Source organism: Sulfitobacter sp. LC.270.F.C4 (assembly GCF_032922545.1).
Classification (GTDB): domain Bacteria; phylum Pseudomonadota; class Alphaproteobacteria; order Rhodobacterales; family Rhodobacteraceae; genus Sulfitobacter; species Sulfitobacter profundi.
In genome coordinates this window covers 2,114,095-2,136,708 of the sequence record NZ_CP136692.1, presented here as the reverse complement: position 1 = coordinate 2,136,708, position 22,614 = coordinate 2,114,095, and the positions used below count along the sequence as shown (strand labels likewise).

24 protein-coding genes are annotated in these 22,614 nt (G+C 62.6%); 18 read left to right on the top strand and 6 right to left on the bottom strand.

Annotation, left to right across the window (positions count from 1 at the left end; genetic code table 11):
• The first annotated feature begins 262 nt into the window (after window positions 1-262).
• Window positions 263-601, top strand: coding sequence for a hypothetical protein (locus tag R1T45_RS14405; protein WP_067622059.1), 339 nt, complete (start codon window positions 263-265; stop codon window positions 599-601).
• Between the two features lie 6 nt (window positions 602-607).
• Here the strand turns inward: R1T45_RS14405 and R1T45_RS14400 are convergent, their stop codons facing one another.
• On the bottom strand, window positions 608-1,318 hold the full coding sequence (locus tag R1T45_RS14400; protein ID WP_317389406.1) for an endonuclease/exonuclease/phosphatase family protein: 711 nt from the start codon (window positions 1,316-1,318) through the stop codon (window positions 608-610).
• Window positions 1,315-2,685, bottom strand: coding sequence for a phospholipase D-like domain-containing protein (locus tag R1T45_RS14395; RefSeq protein WP_317389405.1), 1,371 nt, complete (start codon window positions 2,683-2,685; stop codon window positions 1,315-1,317). The genes R1T45_RS14400 and R1T45_RS14395 overlap by 4 nt, the downstream gene beginning before the upstream one ends.
• A 457-nt stretch (window positions 2,686-3,142) precedes the next feature.
• Here R1T45_RS14395 and R1T45_RS14390 point away from each other — a divergent pair, with 457 nt between their 5' ends.
• The 5 genes from R1T45_RS14390 (at window position 3,143) to R1T45_RS14370 (ending at window position 8,556) form a co-directional block, all read left to right on the top strand.
• Entirely contained in the window at window positions 3,143-3,742 is a 600-nt protein-coding gene (locus R1T45_RS14390) for an outer membrane protein (RefSeq protein WP_067621921.1), read from the top strand.
• A gap of 353 nt (window positions 3,743-4,095) precedes the next feature.
• A complete protein-coding gene (gene cysS / locus R1T45_RS14385; RefSeq protein WP_317389404.1) occupies window positions 4,096-5,466 on the top strand; it encodes a cysteine--tRNA ligase in 1,371 nt (456 codons plus the stop codon).
• Window positions 5,463-7,079 (top strand): citramalate synthase, encoded by a 1,617-nt coding sequence (gene cimA / locus R1T45_RS14380; RefSeq protein WP_317389403.1) that lies wholly within the window; start codon window positions 5,463-5,465, stop codon window positions 7,077-7,079. The genes cysS and cimA overlap by 4 nt, the downstream gene beginning before the upstream one ends.
• Window positions 7,080-7,087: 8 nt before the next feature.
• Window positions 7,088-7,795: a class I SAM-dependent methyltransferase gene (locus R1T45_RS14375; protein ID WP_132443725.1), complete on the top strand. Its 708-nt coding sequence runs from the start codon at window positions 7,088-7,090 to the stop codon at window positions 7,793-7,795.
• Window positions 7,792-8,556 (top strand): squalene/phytoene synthase family protein, encoded by a 765-nt coding sequence (locus R1T45_RS14370; protein ID WP_317389402.1) that lies wholly within the window; start codon window positions 7,792-7,794, stop codon window positions 8,554-8,556. The genes R1T45_RS14375 and R1T45_RS14370 overlap by 4 nt, the downstream gene beginning before the upstream one ends.
• A 4-nt stretch (window positions 8,557-8,560) precedes the next feature.
• Here R1T45_RS14370 and R1T45_RS14365 read toward each other — a convergent pair whose 3' ends face one another.
• On the bottom strand, window positions 8,561-9,772 hold the full coding sequence (locus R1T45_RS14365) for an MFS transporter (protein ID WP_317389401.1): 1,212 nt from the start codon (window positions 9,770-9,772) through the stop codon (window positions 8,561-8,563).
• A 123-nt stretch (window positions 9,773-9,895) separates the two neighbouring features.
• Between R1T45_RS14365 and R1T45_RS14360 the strand changes: the two genes are divergently transcribed.
• Genes R1T45_RS14360 through R1T45_RS14350 form a run of 3 tightly spaced genes read left to right on the top strand, consistent with a single transcriptional unit; the run spans window position 9,896 to window position 11,933 of the window.
• The gene (locus R1T45_RS14360; protein WP_317389400.1) at window positions 9,896-10,642 is read left to right on the top strand and encodes a precorrin-6A/cobalt-precorrin-6A reductase; all 747 of its coding nucleotides are present in this window, start codon (window positions 9,896-9,898) and stop codon (window positions 10,640-10,642) included.
• A complete protein-coding gene (locus R1T45_RS14355) occupies window positions 10,639-11,271 on the top strand; it encodes a DNA-3-methyladenine glycosylase family protein (RefSeq protein WP_120350988.1) in 633 nt (210 codons plus the stop codon). Before R1T45_RS14360 ends, R1T45_RS14355 begins: the two co-directional genes overlap by 4 nt.
• On the top strand, window positions 11,268-11,933 hold the full coding sequence (locus tag R1T45_RS14350) for an alpha/beta hydrolase (RefSeq protein ID WP_067939390.1): 666 nt from the start codon (window positions 11,268-11,270) through the stop codon (window positions 11,931-11,933). Before R1T45_RS14355 ends, R1T45_RS14350 begins: the two co-directional genes overlap by 4 nt.
• On the opposite strand, the gene R1T45_RS14345 is transcribed toward R1T45_RS14350, so the two are convergent.
• Complete coding sequence (locus R1T45_RS14345; RefSeq protein ID WP_132443469.1) at window positions 11,930-12,373, bottom strand: VOC family protein; 444 nt, start codon at window positions 12,371-12,373, stop codon at window positions 11,930-11,932. The two genes, R1T45_RS14350 and R1T45_RS14345, sit on opposite strands and share 4 nt — an antisense overlap.
• Before the next feature lie 145 nt (window positions 12,374-12,518).
• Here R1T45_RS14345 and R1T45_RS14340 point away from each other — a divergent pair, with 145 nt between their 5' ends.
• Window positions 12,519-13,103, top strand: a complete 585-nt coding sequence (locus R1T45_RS14340; protein WP_067621954.1) for an HNH endonuclease — start codon at window positions 12,519-12,521, stop codon at window positions 13,101-13,103.
• A gap of 3 nt (window positions 13,104-13,106) precedes the next feature.
• On the opposite strand, the gene xth is transcribed toward R1T45_RS14340, so the two are convergent.
• A complete protein-coding gene (gene xth / locus R1T45_RS14335; RefSeq protein WP_317389399.1) occupies window positions 13,107-13,889 on the bottom strand; it encodes an exodeoxyribonuclease III in 783 nt (260 codons plus the stop codon).
• A 348-nt stretch (window positions 13,890-14,237) separates the two neighbouring features.
• Between xth and R1T45_RS14330 the strand changes: the two genes are divergently transcribed.
• Both R1T45_RS14330 and R1T45_RS14325 read left to right on the top strand, forming a co-directional pair.
• Window positions 14,238-14,501: a DUF6749 family protein gene (locus R1T45_RS14330; RefSeq protein ID WP_132443468.1), complete on the top strand. Its 264-nt coding sequence runs from the start codon at window positions 14,238-14,240 to the stop codon at window positions 14,499-14,501.
• A gap of 53 nt (window positions 14,502-14,554) precedes the next feature.
• On the top strand, window positions 14,555-15,616 hold the full coding sequence (locus tag R1T45_RS14325; RefSeq protein ID WP_317389398.1) for a DUF6902 family protein: 1,062 nt from the start codon (window positions 14,555-14,557) through the stop codon (window positions 15,614-15,616).
• A 16-nt stretch (window positions 15,617-15,632) separates the two neighbouring features.
• On the opposite strand, the gene R1T45_RS14320 is transcribed toward R1T45_RS14325, so the two are convergent.
• The gene (locus tag R1T45_RS14320) at window positions 15,633-15,956 is read right to left on the bottom strand and encodes a HesB/IscA family protein (protein ID WP_067627534.1); all 324 of its coding nucleotides are present in this window, start codon (window positions 15,954-15,956) and stop codon (window positions 15,633-15,635) included.
• Between the two features lie 96 nt (window positions 15,957-16,052).
• On the opposite strand from R1T45_RS14320, the gene R1T45_RS14315 reads away from it, so the two are divergent.
• The 6 genes from R1T45_RS14315 to R1T45_RS14290 all read left to right on the top strand — a co-directional run bounded on the left by R1T45_RS14315 (window position 16,053) and on the right by R1T45_RS14290 (window position 22,612).
• A complete protein-coding gene (locus tag R1T45_RS14315) occupies window positions 16,053-17,210 on the top strand; it encodes a deoxyguanosinetriphosphate triphosphohydrolase (protein WP_317389397.1) in 1,158 nt (385 codons plus the stop codon).
• Between the two features lie 48 nt (window positions 17,211-17,258).
• Window positions 17,259-17,879 (top strand): hypothetical protein, encoded by a 621-nt coding sequence (locus R1T45_RS14310; protein WP_317389396.1) that lies wholly within the window; start codon window positions 17,259-17,261, stop codon window positions 17,877-17,879.
• A gap of 106 nt (window positions 17,880-17,985) precedes the next feature.
• On the top strand, window positions 17,986-19,731 hold the full coding sequence (gene argS, locus R1T45_RS14305; protein ID WP_317389395.1) for an arginine--tRNA ligase: 1,746 nt from the start codon (window positions 17,986-17,988) through the stop codon (window positions 19,729-19,731).
• Window positions 19,732-19,762: 31 nt separating this feature from the next.
• Window positions 19,763-20,818: an SPOR domain-containing protein gene (locus tag R1T45_RS14300; protein WP_317389394.1), complete on the top strand. Its 1,056-nt coding sequence runs from the start codon at window positions 19,763-19,765 to the stop codon at window positions 20,816-20,818.
• Complete coding sequence (gene nagZ / locus R1T45_RS14295; RefSeq protein ID WP_120350995.1) at window positions 20,818-21,825, top strand: beta-N-acetylhexosaminidase; 1,008 nt, start codon at window positions 20,818-20,820, stop codon at window positions 21,823-21,825. Before R1T45_RS14300 ends, nagZ begins: the two co-directional genes overlap by 1 nt.
• A complete protein-coding gene (locus tag R1T45_RS14290) occupies window positions 21,818-22,612 on the top strand; it encodes a segregation and condensation protein A (protein ID WP_067915910.1) in 795 nt (264 codons plus the stop codon). The genes nagZ and R1T45_RS14290 overlap by 8 nt, the downstream gene beginning before the upstream one ends.
• The last annotated feature ends 2 nt before the right edge of the window (window positions 22,613-22,614 follow it).

Below are 22,614 nucleotides of genomic sequence, written 5' to 3'. Positions count from 1 at the left end.
GCTAGGCTTTGGTGAGATTTCTTAACCGCGCAGGGTTAACTATGTATTGAAGGGCGACAGGGTCTGATGATTGCGGCTGCTGGAGGCCGGGCACGTGTCGCGCGCGCTTGGCGCTGTCGCCTGCGTCGGCGCGCCAAGACGACATCCGGGGTTGAGCGCGGCCCTATGGGCCCCGTCGTCAGGTCTTGGCCGTGAGGCAAAACAGTCGTTAACCAAAATTAAACCAGTCCCTCCCTATCAAGGATGTGAAAGGGAGAATTTGATGAAACGTCTTGTTATATTGGGATTTCTCACCGGATCGCTGGCGGCCTGTGTCGAACCTCCGGCCTCACCCATGGAAGCCGCGGCGCGACGGGCGGCGGCGGCGGAATTGACCGCCAAACAATGTGCAGGCTTTGCGGGCGGCTATGAGAGCGTGCGCAAATTGCGGCACGACGCGAACCAGAATATCGCCACGGCACGGCGGCTGGGGGCGACGGATGCGACGATTGCCAAGGCGCGAACGGATGTGCGCATGGCCTTTGATATGCAGGTCGCCTTCTCCAATCCGCAGCAGGCTTGCAACATGATGGTGGGCGAACTGGCTTGGGCTACGGGATGACCCCCTCTAGCGATGCGCCACGTCGAGCCAGATCGGCAGATGGTCCGACGCGCGGCGGGTCTGCGACGTCTCGACCACGCCGCCTTGGCACACTGTCAGATGCTGATCCAACGCCATGCGATCAAGAAAAGCCACGGGCATCCGGGCGTGATAGCTTTTGCCCGGTGCATGGATCGTAAAGCGTTTCGCCAAGCGCCCCAGCCCGACCTTTTGCGACCATTCGTTCAGATCGCCCGCGATCAGCGTGGGGCAGGCGGCGCAGGCATCAAGGTGAGCGATCATGGCGCTTAACTGTTCCTTGCGGGAGGGGCGCAGCAGGCCAAGATGCGAGGCGATGACCCGCAATTGCCGCGCGCCGATGTGCAGGTCGGCCACCATGGCACCGCGCGGCTCGACCCCCGGCAGGGTCAGATGCGCCACCTGATCGATCTTGGCGGAGGGGCGCACCAAAACGGCGTTGCCGTGCCAGCCTATGCTGACATCGCTTGGCGTTGGCACAGGGCGCATGCCCGTGACCTCTTCGACCCGATCCAGCGGCAGGGCAGAGGGGCGCGGGGCGCGGCGGCGGTCGGCTTCTTGCAGCACCACCACATCTGCATGCAGGCTGCGGATGATCCGCATGATCCGCTCCGGATCGCGGCGTCTATCGGTGCCCAGGGCCTTGCGGATGTTATAGCTGACGATGCGCAGCGATTGGGGGGCGACGGCGGGGATCATAGAACAGGCGCTCCCAAACGAAACAGCCCCTCGGCCACCTTGCGGATCATCCCCGTCGGAGGCTTCTCCATGGCGCAGTGTTCGGAGAGATGTTCAAACCAATCATGCAGCTTCGCGACCGACCCCGCGTCATAGACAAAAAGCGTCACCTCAAAGTTCAGCAACATGCTGCGCACGTCGAAATTGGCAGTGCCCACAAGCCCCATATCGTCGATGATCCCGGCTTTGGCGTGGATCATCCCGGGCTGGTAATACAGCACATGGCCGCCAGCTTCGTGCAGGTCGCGCAGGTAGGCACCGCGGGCAAAATCCGCCAGCCGTTGGTTGGAGCGTTCGGGCACCAGCACCCGCACATCCACACCGCGGCGGGCTGCGGTCGTCAAAGCCGCACCAAGTGCTTCGGTCGGCACGAAATAGGGGGTCACGAGCCAAATCCGCGCCTCGGCCAGATGTAATGCGCGGATCAACCCGTCATGCAGCGGGTCCTCGGTGATATCGGGGCCGGAAGGAACCAGTTGCACAGTGGCCGTCCCGCCCGTGTGCGCCGCCACCGATGGGGCAGGGTCCAAGGTCTCCCCACTGGCCACGCCCCAATCCGAGCGGAAAACATCGCCGAAACTCTGCACTGCGCGCCCCTCAAGCAAGAAGGCCAGATCGGTCCAACCGTCCTCAAGCGCCGTGGGGCCGAGGTAGTGCGCGCCGATGTTCATGCCGCCTGAAAAGACCCGCGCATCATCCGCGATAATCATTTTGCGGTGGTTGCGCAGGTTCAGGTGGCCTGAGCCCGGCACTTGCAACAGCGGTGAATAAAAGCGCACGTCACCCCCTGCCGCACGCAGGCGGCGCAGTGCCGCGGCCGGGCCGCGCAGGGTGCCCAAACGGTCCATCAGCAGCCGAACTTTGACACCGGCCTTGGCGCGTTCGGTCAGCGCATCGACAAAGATACGGCCGGTGTCGTCATTGGCAACGATGTAGAAAAGCGCGTCGATCCGTTTCTCGGACCCTTGGATCAGCGCCATCACGGCTTCATGCGCCGCTGTCGGATCACCCAAGAGCCGCAGGTCTTGCCCATGGGCGGCGGCGGGCAGGCCGAAATACTGCATCGTCGCGTCCAGCGTATGCACCGGACGGGGCGGCGGCCCTCCGGTTTCCCCTTTGAGGAAATGCACCGGGGAGTAGCGCGAAGATTGTTTGCGAAAGCCCAGCCCGAGAAACAACGGCACCGCCACCCATGGCAGCGCGATGATGAACAGCAGCCAAGCCGCCGTCGATTGCGGCGTGCGGCGCTGTTGCAAAATCACGATCGCCGCCAGCAGCGTCAGGATCACGATGATGACGATCTCTAGATGGGTGGTGATCCAAGACATGGGGTGGGGTCTGCTCCTTCTTGCTGACAATAGAGGCAAATAACCCGTTAACCTTTGACAGCAAGCCTTGGTCGGTGTCAGGCGTCGAGGAATGATTTTAGTGTGGTTTTTGAGGTGGTGGCTTTGAAAGACGGATCCTGCTTGCAATGCTTCCGTCGGTGCAGGGCCGATCCGCGCAGGCTTTTTTGCACTTGGGTGACAGTGACTGGGGCTGAATTATCCGTATTGCGGCGTCAAGTATCTGACACAGCTTGATAATTATCGCTAAGCCCCAAGGCGGAAACACACTTGATACATAACTTAAGCGGCGCTTGGCCGAGGGTATGTTGCAAATGTGCGACAATCAGCGCATCGCAAATCTGTGAAGTGAAAAACCTGAAACCCAATACTAGATGAGACGTTGCGTAAGTGACCCTGCGGCGAGGATCGCAGGTCACCTGTATTTAAGGAGCAGAACATGAAACGCACGACAACAATCGCCAGCATCGCCCTGATCGCATCCAGCGCCTTCGCGGGTGCAGCAGCAGCCGGTTCGCTGGAAGACACCACAGTTGAAGCACCGGTTTTCACACCTGCGCCGACACCCGTGGCCGTTGATGGCGACTGGACAGGCTTCTACACCGGTCTTCAGGTTGGTCAAACCGACATCGACAGCGACAGCGGCACCCTTGACGGTGACGACACGTCCTACGGTTTCCACGCCGGTTACGACTATGACTTCGGCAAGTTCGTACTGGGTGGTGAACTCGACTATGACAAAACCGACATCGATCTGGGCAACACAGGCGTCGCCGCGGATTCCGTTGCACGCGCCAAGCTGAAAGCCGGTTACGACTTCGGCAACACGCTGGTCTATGCAACAGCTGGTGCAGCCCGCGCCGACACCGACGTTGGTGATGAAACAGGCCCCTTCGCTGGTCTGGGCGTCACATATAAAGTCACAGACCGTTACACCGTCGGTGGCGAAGTGCTGCAGCACAAATTCGATGACGTAGGCGGCACAGGCGACGATCTGGACGCGACAACCATCTCCCTGCGTGGTTCCATGCGCTTCTAATCTATCTTGGCGGGGTAACTCGCTTTGATAGGGGGCCGGCTTCCGAAAGGAGGCCGGCCTTTTTTGTGCGGACAGGCAGCGTGGCGGGCATGTCATATGGCAAAGATGGGCAATGCTGCCCCCAAGCAGGCTGTCTTCGTCCGTCATGGCCGCGCGCTACGCGCATAAAACTTAACCGGACAAGGGGCTTGGCGCAGGGCGGCGGGCTTGCTACAAGCTTGTCATGAACACCGCAACGCTCATTATTTGCTGCATTACCCGCTGAGACATCCTCGCGGGCCGCTGTTCACGTCATTCCCATTCTGACAAAACTATGCCAAGCCCGCGTCACACCCGCGCAAGGACGCCTGCCCATGACCCGTGACCTGACGATCAAGCTGCACAACACCGCCACCCGGAAGAAAGAGGATTTCACGCCGATTGATGCGCAGAATGTGCGGATGTATGTCTGCGGTCCCACGGTCTATGACCGCGCGCATCTGGGCAACGCGCGGCCCGTGATCGTGTTTGATGTGCTCTACCGTCTGCTACGGCATGTCTATGGCCCCGAACACGTTACTTACGTGCGCAACTTCACCGATGTCGATGACAAGATCAACGCCCGCGCCGCCGACAGCGGGCGCAGCATCGGCGAGATCACAGCCGAGACGACCCAGTGGTATCTGGACGACATGGCCGCCGTGGGCGCCTTGGAGCCCGACCACATGCCACGCGCGACACAGTATATCCCCCAGATGGTCGCAATGATCCGCGGGCTGATCGATGAGGGCTACGCCTATGAGGCCGAGGGCCATGTGCTGTTCCGGGTGCGTAAATACGCCGAATATGGCGCGCTTTCGGGCCGCTCGGTCGATGATATGATCGCGGGCGCGCGGGTTGAAGTCGCGCCTTACAAAGAAGACCCGATGGATTTCGTACTCTGGAAACCTTCGAACGAGGGCACTCCGGGGTGGGAGTCACCTTGGGGGCAGGGCCGTCCGGGCTGGCATATCGAATGCTCCGCCATGGCGCATGACCTGCTGGGGGAGCGGTTCGACATCCACGGCGGTGGCATTGACCTGCAGTTCCCGCACCATGAGAACGAAATCGCCCAATCCAAATGCGCGGGCCACGGCTTTGCCAACTACTGGCTGCACAATGAGATGTTGCAAGTCGAGGGCAAGAAAATGTCCAAGAGCTTGGGCAATTTCTTTACCGTGCGCGATCTGCTGGATCAGGGCGTGCAGGGCGAGGTGATCCGCTTCGTCATGCTCTCAACCCATTACCGCAAGCCGATGGACTGGACCGAGAAGAAGCGCGAGGAGGCCGAGAAGACCCTTCGCAAATGGTATCTTCAGGCGGCGGAGGCTGAGGCCGCGACGCCTTCACCGGACCTCGTCACGCTCTTGGCGGATGACCTTAATACCCACGGTGCGCTGACCGAATGCCACCGTCTGTCGAATGCGAACGATACGGCGGGTCTGCGCGGGGCGTTGAAGCTTTTGGGGCTGCTGGATGAGTTGATCCCCGATTGGGCCGCAGTGCAGGCGCTGGATCTGACAGATATCGAAGCCTTTCTGAGTGATGCCCGTGCCACCGCGATGGAGACCAAAGATTTCGCGCAGGTCGACCGGATCAAAACCGCGCTCACCTCTGTCGGGATCGAAGTCCAGATGAGCAAGGACGGCGTGAAACTGACCCCACCGCCCGGTTTTGATCGGGCGCAGTTGGAGGGGCTGTTGTGACGCGCGAACGTCTCTGGCTTTATGACACCACGCTGCGCGATGGGCAGCAAACTCAGGGCGTTCAATTCTCCACCGACGAGAAACGCCAGATTGCCGAGGCGCTGGATGCGCTTGGGGTGGACTATATCGAAGGCGGTTGGCCCGGTGCGAACCCAACCGACAGCGCGTTCTTCGACGCGGCACCGCCCACTTCGGCACGCCTCACCGCCTTTGGCATGACCAAACGTGCAGGCATGTCAGCCGAGAATGACGACGTGTTGGCCGCCGTGCTCAACGCCGGAACGCAGTCGGTCTGTATCGTCGGCAAGACCCATGACTTCCATGTGAAAACCGCGCTAGGCATCACGCTGGAGGAAAACACCGACAACATCGCCAAATCCGTCGCCCATCTGGTCGCCCAAGGCCGCGAGGCGCTGTTTGATGCCGAACATTTCTTCGACGGTTATAAGGCCAACCCCGACTACGCGCTTGAGGCGATCCGCGCGGCCTATGAGGCGGGTGCGCGCTGGATCGTGCTTTGCGACACCAATGGCGGCACGCTGCCCGAAGAGATTGGCCGCATCACCCGCGATGTGATCGCCGCGGGCATCCCCGGCGACCGGCTGGGCATCCACACCCATGACGACACCGAGAACGCCGTGGCCTGCACATTGGCCGCCGTCGACGCGGGCGCGCGCCAAATCCAAGGCACGTTGAACGGGCTGGGGGAGCGTTGCGGCAACGCCAATCTGACCACGCTGATCCCGATCTTGCTGCTGAAAGAACCCTACGCCAGCCAATTCGAGATCGGCGTCACCTGCGCCGCGCTGAAAGGGCTGACGCGGATCAGTCGGATGCTGGACGAAATTCTCAACCGGGTGCCGATGAAACAGGCAGGGTTCGTGGGGTCGTCGGCCTTTGCGCATAAGGCGGGGCTTCATGCCAGCGCCATCGCCAAAGACCCCAGCACCTATGAACATATCGACCCCGCACTGGTCGGCAATACCCGCGTCATTCCGATGTCGAACCAAGCCGGGCAATCCAATCTGCGCAAACGGCTGAGCGATGCCGGTCTGGCCGTGGCCAAGGGCGACCCGGCGCTTGGCCGGATCTTGGAAGTGGTCAAGGGCCGCGAGGCGCAGGGCTATGCCTATGACACCGCTCAGGCGAGTTTCGAGCTGCTCGCCCGCGACGTGATGGACCAGTTGCCGCATCTTTTCGAGGTGGAGCGTTACCGCGTCACGGTCGAACGTCGCCGCAATGCCGAAGGCCGGATGGTCAGCCTTTCCGAGGCGGTCGTGGTGGTCGATGTCGACGGAGAAAAGCGGCTCTCGGTCTCGGAATCGCTGGACGAAGATGGCGCAGACCGTGGCCCGGTCAACGCCCTCTCCAAAGCGCTGGTCAAGGATTTGGGCAAGTACAGCAGTCTGCTGGATGACATGCGTCTGGTTGACTTCAAAGTCCGCATCACCCAAGGCGGCACCGAAGCCACCACCCGCGTCATCATCGACAGCGAAGACGGGCAGGGGCGGCGTTGGTCCACCGTGGGCGTCAGCGCCAACATACTCGACGCCTCATTCGAGGCATTGCTAGATGCGATACGTTGGAAATTGATCCGGGACCGCGCCCAATGACAGACGATATGACCGCTTTTTTCACCCTGCACCGTGATTTGCCACGCGAAGGGCCGGGAGAGCCTGCCGACGTCAACTGGGCCGTGGAGCAGGTCGACCTGCCTGCGCGTGCCGAGATCGCCGATGTCGCCTGTGGTCCCGGCAGTGACATCGGCGCACTCCGCGCGGCGATCCCGCAGGGGCATGTTACAGCACTCGATAAAACCGCCCATTTCGTCGACACCGCGCGGGGGCGTTTTGTGGCGGATGGCAATGTCACCCTGCTGCGCGCGGATATGGCTGCGATCGCCAATGAATATGACCTGATCTGGTGCGCGGGTGCGGTCTATTTTCTTGGTGTGACCGAGGCGCTGAGCCGCTGGCGGAAATCCCTGCGTGAGGGCGGTGTGGTGGCCTTTTCTGAGCCTTGTTGGCTGACCGACACACCATCGGATGAGGCGCGCGCGCAATGGGCGGACTATCCCGCAATGAGTGACGCCGATGGCATTGCCGAACGGGTCCGCGCGGCGGGGTATGAAGTCGTGGCGAGCCGGGTCTTGTCGGATGAGGCTTGGGAGAATTACTACACCCCGCTGGAGGCCCGCATCGAAAAGCTGCGCCCCGGCGCGGTTGACGACTTGGCCCAAGTGCTCGATGCAACCGAGGCGGAAATCGCCTGCTGGCGTGCCCACCGGGATGAGTTTGGCTACCTGCTGACGGTGGCCCGTCCCCTATGACTTTCCACGCCGACCTGAACGCATGCGCCGCCATGGTAGAGCGCGCCGACCCGTGGCGGTTTCGCGCCGCCATGGCCGCGCCTGTGGAAGCACGCAGGCTGCTGTTTCCGCTCTATGCCTTCAACGTCGAAGTCGCCCGCGCGCCTTGGGTGACCCAAGAAGCGATGATCGCCGAGATGCGCCTGCAATGGTGGCGCGACGCGCTGGAGGAGATTGCCAAGGGCGGTCCCGTCAGGCGCCACGAAGTCACCACGCCGCTGGCCCGCGCCATCGCGCCCGAGGATGCGGAACTGCTCGATGAACTCGTCGCTGCGCGGCGGTGGGATATCTACAAAGACCCCTTTGAGGATGCTGCCCATTTCGCGCGCTACATCGACCAGACTGCAGGCCATCTGATGTGGGTCGCCGCACGCCGCCTTGGCGCGACGGAGGAAGCGGTTGTGCGCGATGCAGCCTATGCCACCGGCATCGCCGCATGGCTCTGTGCCATTCCGAATTTGGAAGAGGCGGGCCGTGTGCCGCTGCTCGATGGCACGGCGGAAGGGGTTTCGGCCCTTGCCAATGGGGCGTTGGACCGCCTGAAATCAGCGCGGGCCAAACGGGCGCAGATCCCAAAGGCGGCGCGGGCCGCATTGTTGCCTGCCGCCCATGCCGGACCTGTTTTGCACGCGGCTGTGGCAGACCCGCAAAAGGTCTCCCAAGCAGGCTTGCCTGACCCGCGCCGCCATTTCGCGCTGCGGGCCATGGCGTCTCGCTGGTAGGCGCTTAGCTCAGCTGCGTTTCTTTGCGGCTGCGCAGCACCAGCCAGATCAGCGAGCCACCGGCCAGCACCAAGAACGGCACCATGGCAAAGTTCACCGCTGCCCAGCCTTCTTGCGCCGTGCCGCCCGAACAGTTCATCAAACCGCCCGAGGCGAGCGAGGCGACGGTCACGCCGCCGAACACCAGCAGATCGTTCAGGCCCTGCATCCGCCCGCGCTCATGCGGCTCATGCGCCCCGGCGAGCATGGTCGTGGCCCCGATAAAGCCAAAGTTCCAGCCCAGCCCCAAGAGGATCAGCGCGAGAAAGAAGTTGCCCAGTTCCACCCCCTGCAGCGCCACCAGTCCTGCGGCGGCAAGGATCGCGATGCCAAGGCCCATGATCCGCTCGACCCCGAACCGATTGATCAGGTGGCCGGTAAAGAAGGACGGCGCGAACATCGCCAGCACGTGGCCAGTGACCACGTAGCCCGCGTTATCTTGGCTATAACCGCAGCCGACGACGGCCAGCGGGGTCGAGGTCATCACGAGGTTCATCAGCGCATAGGCCACCATGGCGCAGATCACCGCCACGGCGATGCGCGGCGTGGTCAGAAGCTCCCAGCGGCTGCGGCCCTTGGGCGCGTCATGCGCCGGGATCGGCGGTTTTGGAATGTCGATGAAAAGAAACAGCAGCGCGCCCACAACGTTCACCGCCACCACGGCCAAATAGGTGCCAAGGAAGGGCACCACGAGGCTGCCAGAGGTCGCCGTGGCAAGCTGCGGCCCGATGATGGCCGAGACCAGACCGCCCGCCATCACATAAGAGATCGCCTTGGGCCGGAAGTCATCCGAGGCAGTATCGGCGGCGGCGAAACGGTAGAACCCTTGGGCAGACATATAGACGCCCGTCAGCAGGGAGCCGAGCAAAAAGACCGGGAAAGACGCGAGATAAAGCCCATAGGCCGCGACCGCGCCGCCCAATGCTCCGCCCGCAGCCCCCAGAAAAAACCCCGCCCGTCGGCCAAACCTTTGCATGATGGCCGAAACCGGCGTGGCCGAGAGCATGGAGCCCAGCACGATCATCGAGATCGGCAGCGTGGCGAGACAGACATTGGTCGCCAGCGACTGACCGGCAAGACCACCCACGAGGAAAATCATCGGCATCTGCGCACCAAGAAAGGCCTGCGCTGCCACCAGCACCGCTACGTTGCGCCGGGCGCGTCTGTCGTCGATCATGTCTGAATTCCTCACTTCCCGCCAAGGCGTAGCCCTGCCGATGCGTAAGGGCAAGCCCGGCCCCGGTTTTTGCGCCCCCGATCCCGCTTGCACCCGACGCCAAGCTCGCCGATGATTGCGTCGATGACCGCCTCAAACCACCCTTCGCTGAACCTTCTTCTGCTCGCTGGCACTGCCGAGGCGCGGCAGCTTGGCGTCGCTTTGGCTGAGGCCGGTCACAGGGTCACCGCATGGCTGACGGAACCGCCGCGCGGCAGCAATCCGATGCCGATGGCGTTTGAGATGCGCGACCCAGAAGATACCACCGCCTTGCTGCGCGACATGGCGGGTTTTGACGCGGTTTTGGACCTCAGCCATGGGTTCGACGCGGGGCTGAGCCACGCAGGCTTTGCCACTGCCGCCGCCTTGGATAAGCCCTTTGTCAGTTTTGCGCGCCCCGGCTGGACCTTGGATGATCCGCTGCTGCGGTCGGTCTCTGATGTGCCCGCCGCCGCCCGTGCGGTGCCGCCCGGGGCCTGCGTCTTTGCCGCCACCGGATGGGCCAGCCTGCCACAGTTTCTGCCGTTTGAGGGTGCGCGCCTCATGCTGCGCCAGACCAGCCGCCATGACCGGCCCGCGCCCTATGACTTTGTGGATCTCATCTTTGGCGATCCGCCTTTCACGGTGGCGACCGAAACCGCGCTGTTTCGCGAGTTTGGCGTCGACCTGCTGATCTGCCGCAACCTTGGCGGCGCGGCCAGCCGCCCCAAGGTCGACGCCGCACTCGCCCTTGGCTTGCCGGTGATCCTCATCGAAAAGCCGCGCCTGCCAAAGGGGGTGCGCTGCCTGACCGACCTTGACGCGATGATGGACTGGGCGGCGCAGCTGTGAGCCTTGCGCTCCCGATCACCTGCAACGCCGATGTGGCCGAGGGAGCCGCTTGGCTGTCTGAAGCCGAGCCGCGTTTTGCCATGGCGCTTGCACGCACCGGTCCGCTGCCCCTGCGCCTGCGCCCGCCGGGTTTCGCGGGCCTTCTCGACATCATCGTGGGGCAGCAGGTGAGCGTGGCCTCTGCCCGGGCGATCTATGCGCGGCTGGTGGAGGCGGGGTTGGACCGCCCGGAAAACGTCCTGCACGCGGGCGACGACGGTCTGCGCGCCGCGGGTCTGAGCCGTCCCAAAGCACGCTATGTGCTGGCCTTGGCAGAGCGGAAGTTTGACTTTGACGCGCTGCACTGCCTGTCCGATGACGCAGCCATTGCCGCGTTGGTCGCCATGCCGGGTATCGGGCCGTGGACCGCGCAGGTCTATGTGATGTTCTGCATGGGCCGTCGCGACATCTTTCCAAGTGGCGATCTTGCGTTGCAAGAAGCCGCGCGGGGGCTGTTTGATCTGCCCGCGCGCCCGACGCCGAAGGACCTTACCGCCATGGCCGCCGCTTGGTCACCTTGGCGGTCGGTTGCGGCGCGGCTGCTCTTTGCCTACTACCGGGTGTTGAAACAAAAGGAAGGATTGTCATGACACGGGTTTTGAACGCCGAGCGCCGCGAGCCGGTCTCTGGCACCACACGGTCGGTTGTGGTGTTCCTGCATGGCTATGGGGCCAATGGCGCTGACCTGCTGGGCCTCGCCGATCCTCTGAGCGAGCATTTGCCCGACACGCTGTTCATCGCTCCCGATGCGCCCGAAGCCTGCGCGGGTGCACCGATGGGCTTCCAATGGTTCCCGATTCCGTGGATCGACGGGTCGTCCGAAGAGGAATCCATGCGCGGCATGATGAGCGCGGTCGAAGACCTCGACGCCTTCCTCGACGCGCTGATGGTCGACGAAGACGTGCTGCCGGAACAGGTCGTGCTGTTCGGCTTTTCCCAAGGTACGATGATGTCGCTGCATGTGGCCCCGCGCCGCGAGGATGCGGTGGCGGGCATCGTGGCCTTTTCGGGCCGCCTGCTGAACCCCGAAGCGCTGGCCGAAGAGGCGCGCGTCAAGCCGCCGGTGCTGCTGGTGCACGGAGATGCCGACGATGTGGTGGCACCGCAATCCCTGCCGCAGGCCGCCGAAGCCCTGCAAGAGGCCGGGTGGCAGGACGTCTACGCCCATGTGATGAAGGGCACCGGCCATGGCATCGCGCCGGATGGGCTGAGCGTGGCGCTGGCCTTTATGCGCGACAAACTGGGGCTTTAACCCTTCATCTCATCCCAGAGCCACGGCTCTGCGAATTCGACCGAATTGCCTGCCGGGTCGCGCACATAAAGTGAGCGCGCCCCGTTGGGCCAGTCAAAGCTGGTATCGATCTCGACCCCGGCGGCCTGCAGCCGCGTCTCCATCGCGGCGATCTCATCGCGTTTCATCGCAAAGCAGACATGCCCCGGCCCCCGCGCCCCATGGGGCGGCACCGGCATCTTCGGATTACCGGGCGGCTGGCTTGTTGCCGTGGGGTTGAAGACCAGCAAGACCGAGGGGCCAAGCGCAAAGAACATATGCCGCCCCGGCACCTCTTGAAACAGTTTTAGACCTAGAATGTCGCGGTAAAACTCCCGCGCCGCATCCAGATCATCGACGTAAACGGCGGCTTCGAGCAAGGACTGCGGGGCGGGCGCGTCGGGCAGGGGGCTTTTCATCATGCCACAAGGTTAACAAACTCTGCCCATCTGTCACGCCTCTGTCGTAATCTTTGGGCAAAACCGGCGACATCTAGTGGTTCACCTTTGTCTTGCCAGAGAGAAACCGCGAGATATAGTGACTAAAACGGGCAGAGGACGCGACCAGATGGACGGCGATTTCAGGACCGAATTTACCCGCCACCCGGCGGCGCTCAAACACCACCCCGCGCTGGTGCTCAACGCGGATTATCGGCCATTGTCTTATTATCCGCTGTCGCTGTGGCCGTGGCAAGAAGCGGTAAAGGCCAAATGGCTCGACCGGGTCGAGATCGTCGCCGAATATGACGAGGTGGTGCGCAGCCCCTCTACGGTGATCAGGATCCCTTCCGTTGTCGTTCTCAAAGACTATGTCAAACCTCAAAAGCGCGTGGCCTTCACGCGCTTTAATTTATTTCTGAGGGATGAATTCCGCTGCCAATACTGCGGCGCAAAGGGGGATCTGACCTTTGACCATGTGGTGCCCCGCGCTGCGGGTGGGGTGACAAGCTGGCAAAACGTGGTGGCGGCCTGTAGCCCCTGCAATCTGCGCAAAGGCTCGCGGCCCTTGCACCGCACGGGGCTGGCTTTGCGCAAACCGCCGCGCCAACCCGCCGCCGAAGAGTTGCGCAACATGGGGCGCAAATTCCCGCCCGGCCATCTGCATGAAAGCTGGATGGATTTTCTCTATTGGGATGCCGAGCTTCAGGCCTGACGCTTAGATATCCAGTTCGACCCAGATCGGCACATGGTCCGACGGTTTGTCACGCCCGCGCACATCGCGGTCAATCTGGCAATCGCGCAGCCGGTCCGCCACGGTCGGCGACAAGAGAAAATGGTCAATGCGGATGCCGTTGTTGCGGTTCCAGGCACCGGCCTGATAATCCCAGAACGAATAATGCCCCGGCCCTTGGGCCCGCGCCCGAAAAGCATCCGTTAGCCCAAGGTTCACCAGCTGCCGCCACGCCGCGCGGGATTCGGGGCGAAATAGGGCGTCTTCGCGCCAACTGTCGGGTTTGGCCGCATCTTCGGCCTGCGGGATAATGTTGTAATCGCCCGCCATGAGGAAGGGCGTTTCTTCGGCCAGTAGCGTCTCGGCACGGGCTTGTAGCCGGGCCATCCAAGCGAGTTTATAGTCATACTTTGGCCCCGGCACCGGGTTGCCATTGGGCAGGTAAAGCCCGCAAACCCGTAGCGCCATATCGTCACCCACGACCGTGGCCTCGATCCAGCGAGCCTGATCGTCTTCGTCATCGCCGGGCAGGCCGCGGGTCACATCCTCCAGCGGGAGTTTCGACAGGATCGCCACACCGTTGAAAGATTTCTGCCCGTGGGTCTCGACGTTATAACCGCGCTCTTCGAGCATCTCGCGGGGGAAGGCCTCGTCGACCGACTTGATCTCTTGCAGCACAACCACGTCCGGCTGCGCCTCGTCGAGCCACTCGGGCAAGGCCGCGGCGCGGGCTTTGATACCGTTGATGTTAAAACTCGCGATTTTCATATCCGGCCCTCTTTCGACGTGGGTCTGCTATCGCGCAAATGCGGTGGCGGAGCAAGGGGGAGGGCTGCGCGCTTAGGGTGATTCTTGGGCGGCAAGTTCTAGTATAGATAGAGCCGCGGAATTCTCCCGCGCTGCATTGTTCTGCAACAGCCCTGTGGAAGGTTTTTAGTTCGCACCATGCGAAGGACGGAAAGTCGAACAATTGGTCGAAACTGTGGCGCGACGCTAATGTGGATAACTTAACCAGTACAATAACTTAGGCGAAAAATCCTTGGCGAAACAATTTTAAAGTGCATCAGTAATTTGACTACACCTTTAAATTGCAAAGCCCTTTGAAAGGACACCACGATGACCGCTATTTCCGCACGTAACTTCGCCCCCGTAACAGCGCCTGAAACACAGGACAAGCCGATGATGCTCGGCGCGGGGGTTGGCCTTTTCACCACCGGTCTTAACCGCGGAGGCGGTGACATGCTGATGGGCGAGGGGACCGAGATGTTCACCACCGGTCTGCACCACGACAGCGGCAGCATCGCGCAGGGGGCGGGGGTCGGTCTTTTCACAACCGGCCTCGCGCCGACCGAGGCGCAGGTGCTGCGCTTTGATGCCTGAAACTGGTTCAAGCGGGCGGCCCCGTCGCCCGCTGTTTCCCATCTGGAGGCGCTATGATGACCAATGTTGTTCTGCTGAGACCTGCCGAGTGCCGCGACCCGGGCGTCCAGTCCGCCCGCTTGATCCGCAGCTTTGCGAAGGAGCGTCGCGCTCAGGGGGATGTTTTTTGGCTCAAGGAAAACGCCGAACTGCTGGGGGTGCTGGCAAGCACGGGCGCCGCGCTGGACGCCGAGGCGCTAGAGCCGCTCGCCGCATTCCACGCAGGGTGCCGCGGTCTGCTGCGCAATTTCCCACAATACTACCGTTTTATCCTGTCGATCTGCCTCGACCTCGAAGCAATCGGCCTGCCAAAGCAACACGGCGCGGCGCTCTGCGGCAGGGTTGCGCGGGCGGATCTGGAAGGCGCAGAACTGTCAGACCTGCAACGCGCCGAGGCCCGCCGTCTGCTGCGCCGTCGGGGTGTCGGGCCGCAGGTCGGTGACGGGGCGCTTGGCCAGCGGCTGCGCGACTTCGTCTCGCGCAGTGTCACCTTTGCCATGCCCAATCGAAAGGCGGCTTATGAGCTGACACATATCATTTTCTACTTGTCGGATTATGGCCGCCAGATTCCCGAACTGCCAGACGGGACACTAAAGAGCCTGCATTTCACCGGGCTGCTGGCCTTTCTGGATCAAGACATGGATCTGCTGGCCGAGGTCTGCGCCGCGCTGCGTTTCAGCGGCAATTACCCAAGCCCACTGTGGGAAGATGCCATCGCGGCCTACCACCGCGCCCTGCGCGTTCAAGCCGAGCCCGATGCGCCCATGCATGACGATTATCACGAATTTCTTGTCACCGGCTGGGCCATGAAAATCGCAGACCGTTCGTCACTGGCCCAAACCATGCCGCAAGGCGCGCTGCGCTTTCACGCCTCCCGCAGCGGGCAAGGTGCGCTGCGCCCGCTGGCAGCTTGCCTGAATGATATGGGGGCGCAGCGGCGCGCGGATTGGGGGTATATGCGCCCGCATGTTCTGTCTTATCTCGGACCTGACAGCCATGCGATCTTGCTCGCAGCCGAACGCTCTGGCCCGCATTTCGAACAGTTTTTCGAGGGGTTCGCACGGGTGCGCGCCTGAACGCGCCCGGATGTGCTCACATCGAAAAGGACGTGCCGCAGCCGCAGGCCGCCGTGGCATTGGGGTTCTCAATCGTGAACCGCGCGCCGATCAGTTCTTCGGTGAAGTCGATCACCGCATCGGCCAGAAACGGCAGGGACACGCTATCGACCACCACCTTCTGACCGCTGCCTTCCAGAACGAGGTCATCCTCGGCAGGTTCGTCCAGCGCAATGTCATATTGAAACCCTGAGCAGCCGCCGCCTTCGACAGCGACGCGCAGGGCTTTGCCTTCGTCGGCGGCGCCGATCTCGGCAAGGCGTTCAAAGGCGCGGGGGGTGACTTTAGGGGGCAGGTTCATCTGCGGGCTCCGATGCATCGGTTTTCTTTCGCGTTCCCCTAACATATAGAAACCACAAGGACAGGTCACAAGGACCGCGAGAGAGGACCAGCCGCAATGCGCGCAGAATTCGCCTCGGATCCGGACACCGCCAAGGGACGGTTGGTGCCGGAGGAGGAAAGCACGTTTCGCTCCTGCTATCAGCGGGACCGGGACCGGATCATTCACGCCTCCGCCTTTCGGCGGCTCAAACATAAGACGCAGGTCTTTGTGGAGCATGAGGGCGACTATTTCCGGACCCGTTTGACCCATTCCATCGAAGTGGCGCAGGTTGCGCGCACCATCGCAGGGGCGTTGCGCCTGAATGGCGAGCTGACCGAGGCCGTGGCGCTGGCGCATGATCTGGGCCACACGCCCTTTGGCCACACCGGCGAGGATGCGCTGCACAAGCTGATGGCGCCCTACGGTGGGTTTGACCACAACGCGCAGGCGATCAAGATCGTCACAACGCTGGAGCGGCACTATGCCGAATTCGACGGGCTGAACCTGACGTGGGACACGCTCGAAGGGATTGCCAAGCACAATGGGCCGGTCATGGGCGCCGTACCCCATGCGCTGGCTGACTATAACGCGCGCCATGATCTGGAACTGCACACCCATGCGAGTGCAGAGGCGCAGGTGGCAGCACTTTCCGATGACATTGCCTACAACAACCACGACCTGCACGACGGTCTGCGGGCAGGGCTGTTCACCGAAGCCGAGATTGCCGAGCTGCCCATGGTCGGCGCGGCCTATGCGGAAGTGGACCGGCTTTACCCCGACACCGACAGCTATCGCCGCCGTCATGAGGCGCTGCGCCGGGTCTTTGGCGTGATGGTGGGCGATGTGATCGAAACATCGTCCAAGCTGCTGAAAGAGACGGGGGCGACATCGCCCGATGACATCCGCCATCTGGGCCGTGCGGTGATCCGTTTTTCGGATCCTGTCTGGCAGGACCTGCGCGAGATCCGAAAGTTCCTCTTTACCCGCATGTACCGCGCCCCCTCGGTGATGGAGAATCGCGAGAAGGTAACGAAGGTGGTCGAAGACCTCTTTCCGCTGTTTTTATCCCAACCCAATCTGTTGCCGCGCCACTGGGCGGCGGCAATTGAGGCGGCAGAGGATGAAACCACGCTGGCGCGGATGGTCTCGGATTACATTGCGGGCATGACTGACCGATTTGCGTTGCAAGAACACGCCCGTCTCTTTGGCAGTGATTTGCGCAGCTTCCGCTAATCTTTGCGGCATGGTAGCCTGCCTTTTGTGATCCATAGGTGACGTGACATGATACAAACCCCCGTTCTGCCGGAAAGCCTTGCCGGTGACGCGACCTTTGCGATCCTTTCGGCGGGTCAAGCGCCGGGCCCAACGGTCGCCAAGCGCGCGGCGAAGTTGGGGGCGGAAGTCGTGGCGATGGACCGTGATCCCGCCGTGCTGGCACGGCTGATGAGCCAGTCGACCGCAAGGGTCGAAGGGCTGGCGCTTGCCGGGGATCTGGTCAGCCGGTTCGAACCGCTCCACCGCAACTGGGGCGGCACGCCGCTGCATTTGGTGTTGAACCTGATGCCGCTGGACCCCGACGATTGCGCCAAGGGCATGGACGCGCAGATCCGGGGGCTGTCTGCCATGGTGCGGGCCTTGGGCCGGGGCTTGGTGGCTGGGCAGGGGTCTGTCGTGACCGTCCTGCCGCGCCCCAGCCAGCCGCTGGCGCTTGCTGGTCATGGCATGATCGGCGCATTTGAGGCCGCCAATGCCGCGCTCGATAAGGTGTTTGGCGCACGCGGGCTGCATTTTCACCTGATTACGGTACCCGAGGGGCAAGCCGACTTCGCGGCAGACAGCGCGCTGTTCCTGGGGTCCGAGGCTGGCCGACGGCTCCGAAGTGGGCGTTTGGACCTCGGCTGATACCGCCGCTTCAAACGCCATTCCCTGACTTGGGCCCTCGCGGCCTGCCGCTTGATTGACTGCACCCCCGCACATGATAAACGGGCGGGGAACAAGGATACCCGACATGAACCTATTTGCCGAAATTCGCCATCTTATCATTGCGACGCTGGAACAGATGGTCGCGCAGGAGGCCCTGCCTGCGACCCTGAACTTTGACCCGATCACCGCCGAGCCGCCACGCGACGCCGCGCATGGCGATATGGCGACCAACGCCGCGATGGTGCTGGCCAAGCCCGCGGGCATGAAGCCACGCGATATCGCCGAAGCATTGGCCGCCCAATTGCAAAACGATCCGCGCATCACCTCTGCCGAAGTGGCCGGCCCGGGCTTTATCAACCTGCGCCTTGCGCCTTCGGTCTGGCAGAACGTGGCACGGCAAGTCTTGAACCAAGGCACCGACTTTGGCCGCGCGATCCTTGGCGCGGGTCAGCGGGTGAACGTCGAATATGTCTCGGCCAACCCCACCGGGCCGCTGCATGTGGGCCACACCCGTGGCGCGGTCTTTGGCGATGCGCTGGCCAGCTTGCTGGATTTCGCAGGCTACGATGTGACGCGCGAATATTACATTAACGACGGCGGCGCGCAGGTCGATGTGCTGGCGCGCTCGGTCTACCTGCGCTACCTTGAAGCCAATGGCAAAGAGGTGGCCTTTCCCGATGGCACATACCCCGGCGACTACCTGATCCCGCTGGGCGAGGCGCTGGCCAAGATGTATGGCGACAAGCTGGTCGACCAACCTGAGAGCGAATGGCTTGATCATATCCGCGACTTTGCGACCGATGCGATGATGAACTTGATCCGTGAGGATTTGGCGGCCCTCGGCGTTGAGATGGATGTCTTCTACAGCGAGAAATCTCTCTACGGCACTGGCCAGATCGAAGCGGCGATTGCTTCTCTCGAAGCCAAAGGGCTGATCTACGAAGGCGTGCTGGAGCCGCCAAAAGGCAAGAAGCCCGAAGATTGGGAACCGCGCGAACAGACGCTGTTCAAATCCACCGAACACGGCGATGACGTGGACCGCCCGGTCAAGAAATCCGACGGGTCCTGGACCTATTTCGCCCCCGACATCGCCTATCACTACGACAAGGTCAGCCGCGATTTCGACATGCTGATCGACGTTTTTGGCGCGGATCATGGCGGCTACGTTAAGCGGATGAAGGCGGCCGTGTCGGCATTGAGCGATGGTCATGTGCCGCTCGACATCAAGCTGACGCAATTGGTGAAACTCTTTAAAAACGGCGAGCCGTTCAAGATGTCCAAACGGGCAGGGACCTTTGTGACCCTGCGCGATGTGGTCGATCAGGTCGGCCCCGATGTGACGCGCTTTGTCATGCTGACGCGCAAGAACGACGCGATGCTCGACTTTGATTTCGACAAGGTATTGGAGCAAAGCCGCGAGAACCCGGTCTTCTATGTGCAATACGCCCACGCACGGGTGGCTTCGATCCTGCGCAAGGCGCAAGAGGCCGGGGTCGAGGTTGCCGATGCCACGCTGATGGATGCGGATCTGACCAAGCTTGACCATGATGCCGAGCTGGGCCTGCTGCGCAAACTGGCCGAATGGCCGCGTCTGGTCGAAACCGCCGCGCGCAGCAACGAGCCGCACCGGGTGGCCTTCTACCTCTATGAACTCGCGTCCGATTTCCACAGCCTCTACCACTTGGGCCGTTCCGAAGACGGGCTGCGTGCGTTGCAAGAAGGGGACGCTGCCACATCGCAGGCAAAAATCGCCCTGTCGCGTGCCGTTGCGATTGTAATTGCGGCGGGTCTTGGTATTCTTGGGGTCACACCGGCGCAGGAGATGCGATAACCGCACCAGCGCGCCGAAAACAGGCAACCCCATGACCAGACCCGCGTGGCGATGTATCACGCCGGGCAAAGAGGCAGAGATGGCAGATTTCACGTCTTCCCCGACGACGGCGGGCTATGCGCCCGATTCCGCGCATGGCTACGCAGTGGGCAGCGGGCCCAAGACCCTGACAACGCTCACCAATATCGCAGGTGCTGTGGTTTCCTTGGCGCTTGTCGCGGGGATTGGTGTTTGGGGCTACAAGCTGCTGGTGCGTGATGTGACCGGCATTCCGGTGGTCCGCGCCATCGAAGGCGAGATCCGCGTGCGTCCCGATGAGCCGGGCGGCGAATTGGCCCGCCATCAGGGCTTATCGGTCAATGTCGTTGCCGCCGAAGGCAGCGCCGGTCGGCCCGCAGATCAACTGCGCCTCGCGCCGCGTCAGATGGAATTGCAAGACGAAGACCAGCCCGTTCAAGTGGCAATGGTTGCCGCAAAGACACAGGGCAATGCAACCCCCGCCGTCGCCCATGAGAATGACGGCGACCTGATCGATGCCTCCGCCGCGATCCGCTCTGGCAATGTTCAAGACCTCGTGGCGCAGCTGACCAATGGTGTCGCACCGCTCTCCGGGGCGGGCGCCTCTGGTGATCCGGTCGATGCCGCCGTGGCGATGGCGCTTGCCGATACCTCCGTGCAGCCGAAAGTCGTCAAGGCCGTATTGAACGCGCCCGGCGTGCGCAACTCCCTGCGTCCGCGCCGCCGCCCGGCAGGCGGTGCCGTGGTGACACCCGCCGCAGTCCAGAGCAATCCGGTCGCAGCCGCCGCCCAAGAGGTTGATCCCGCGGCCCTTCCCGCTGGCACCCGGATGGCCCAGCTTGGTGCCTTTGACAGCCCCGAGGTTGCCCGCGAACAATGGGACCGTTTGCAGGGCCGTTTCGGTGCCTATCTCGAAGGTAAGAATCGCGTTGTGCAAAAGGCCACCAGCGGCGGGCGGGTGTTCTATCGCCTGCGTGCCATGGGCTTTGACGACATCGCCGATGCGCGGCGCTTCTGTTCGGCACTTGTGGCCGAAAATGCGGATTGCATCCCGGTGGTGATGCGCTGATGCGTCCCTTCGGGGCCACGATCCTCGACGCGACGGGCCTCCAGCTCAGCGTCGAGGAAAAAGCGTTCTTTCGTGACGTGCGGCCCTTCGGCTTCATCCTTTTCGCCCGCAACATCGACAGCCCGGATCAGGTCCGCGCGCTATGTGATGAGATGCGCGAGGCGGCAGGCCATGAGGCAGTAATCACCATCGACCAAGAGGGCGGCCGCGTACAGCGGATGCGCGCCCCGCAGTGGCGCGATTGGATGCCGCCGATGGAACTGGCCGCGCGCGCCGGGGAACGGGCGACGAAGGCCTTTTACTTGATGTACCGGATTATCGCCCATGAGCTGCACAGCGTCGGGATCGACAGCAACTGTGCGCCACTGATCGATGTGGCGGGGCCCAAGACCCATCCGTTTTTGCGCAACCGGTGCTATGGCGAAACGCCGGGGCAGGTGGCCGAGATTGGCCGCGCCGTTGCCGATGCGCTGCTGGCCGGGGGCGTGCTGCCGGTGATGAAACATATGCCGGGCCATGGCCGCGCGACGCTCGACAGCCATCACAATCTGCCCCGCGTGGATGCCCGCCGCATTGATCTGGAGGCCGTGGATTTCGCGCCGTTCCGCAGCCTGCGCGACCTGCCGATGGGCATGACGGCACATCTTGTCTATGACGCGCTGGACGACACGCCCGCGACCCTGTCGTCAGAGGTGATGCGGATCATCCGCGATGATATCGGCTTTGATAACCTTGTGATGACCGACGATATTTCGATGAAAGCCCTGCAGATGACCCCGGCGGGAAGCACCCGTGCGGCCATTGCCGCGGGCTGTGATGTCGCGCTTTTTTGCAATGGACCGCTGGAAGAACGCCGCGCCGTGGCCGAGGCCGCAGGCGAGATGACTACAGCTACCCAGACCCGCGCGCTGCGTGCGTTGGATGCGCGGCAAACCCCCGACGACGTTGACATCGACGCCCTCAGCGCCCAGCTTGAGACGCTTCTGGGCGGGGCATTGCATGGCTGACACGACATTCGAGGAAGACAGGGGCGGGGCCGGTGGCTCCGTGGCCGACCGGCTGGCCGCCGAGGCGTTCATCATTGATGTCGAAGGCTATGAAGGGCCGCTTGATCTGCTGCTGTCGCTGAGCCGGACGCAAAAGGTCGATCTGCGCAAGGTTTCGGTTCTGCAACTGGCGCGGCAGTATCTGGCCTTTGTCGAGCGTGCCAAAGAACTGCGGTTGGAACTGGCGGCGGATTACCTCGTCATGGCCGCATGGCTGGCTTTCCTGAAATCACGCCTTTTGCTGCCGCCGGACCCCACCGAAGAAGGCCCCTCGGGCGAAGAAATGGCCGCCCATCTGGCTTTCCAACTGGAACGCCTGCAGGCGATGCGGGACGCTGCCGCACGCCTGATGGCGCGGGATCAACTGGGCCGGGATTTCTTTGCCCGCGGCCAGACTCAAGAGATCACCACTGTCAAAAAGGTCACCTATACCGCGACGCTGCTGGACCTGATGCAGGGCTATGCGCGCACCCGCACGCGGGAGGATTTCCGCCCCTTTGTGATGGACCGCGACAAGGTCTTTACCATGGAAGAGGCGCTGGAACGGATGCGCGGGCTGATCGGCTATGCGGGCGATTGGGGTGATCTGAACAGCTACCTGCCCGAGGGCTGGGAAAGCGATCCTGAGCGCCGCCGCTCAGCGACCGCTGCGACCTTTGCGGCCTCCCTGCAATTGGTCAAAGAGGGGCATATGGAGATCCGGCAAAAAGAGATTTTCGCCCCCATCCAACTGCGCAAGAAGGATTGATG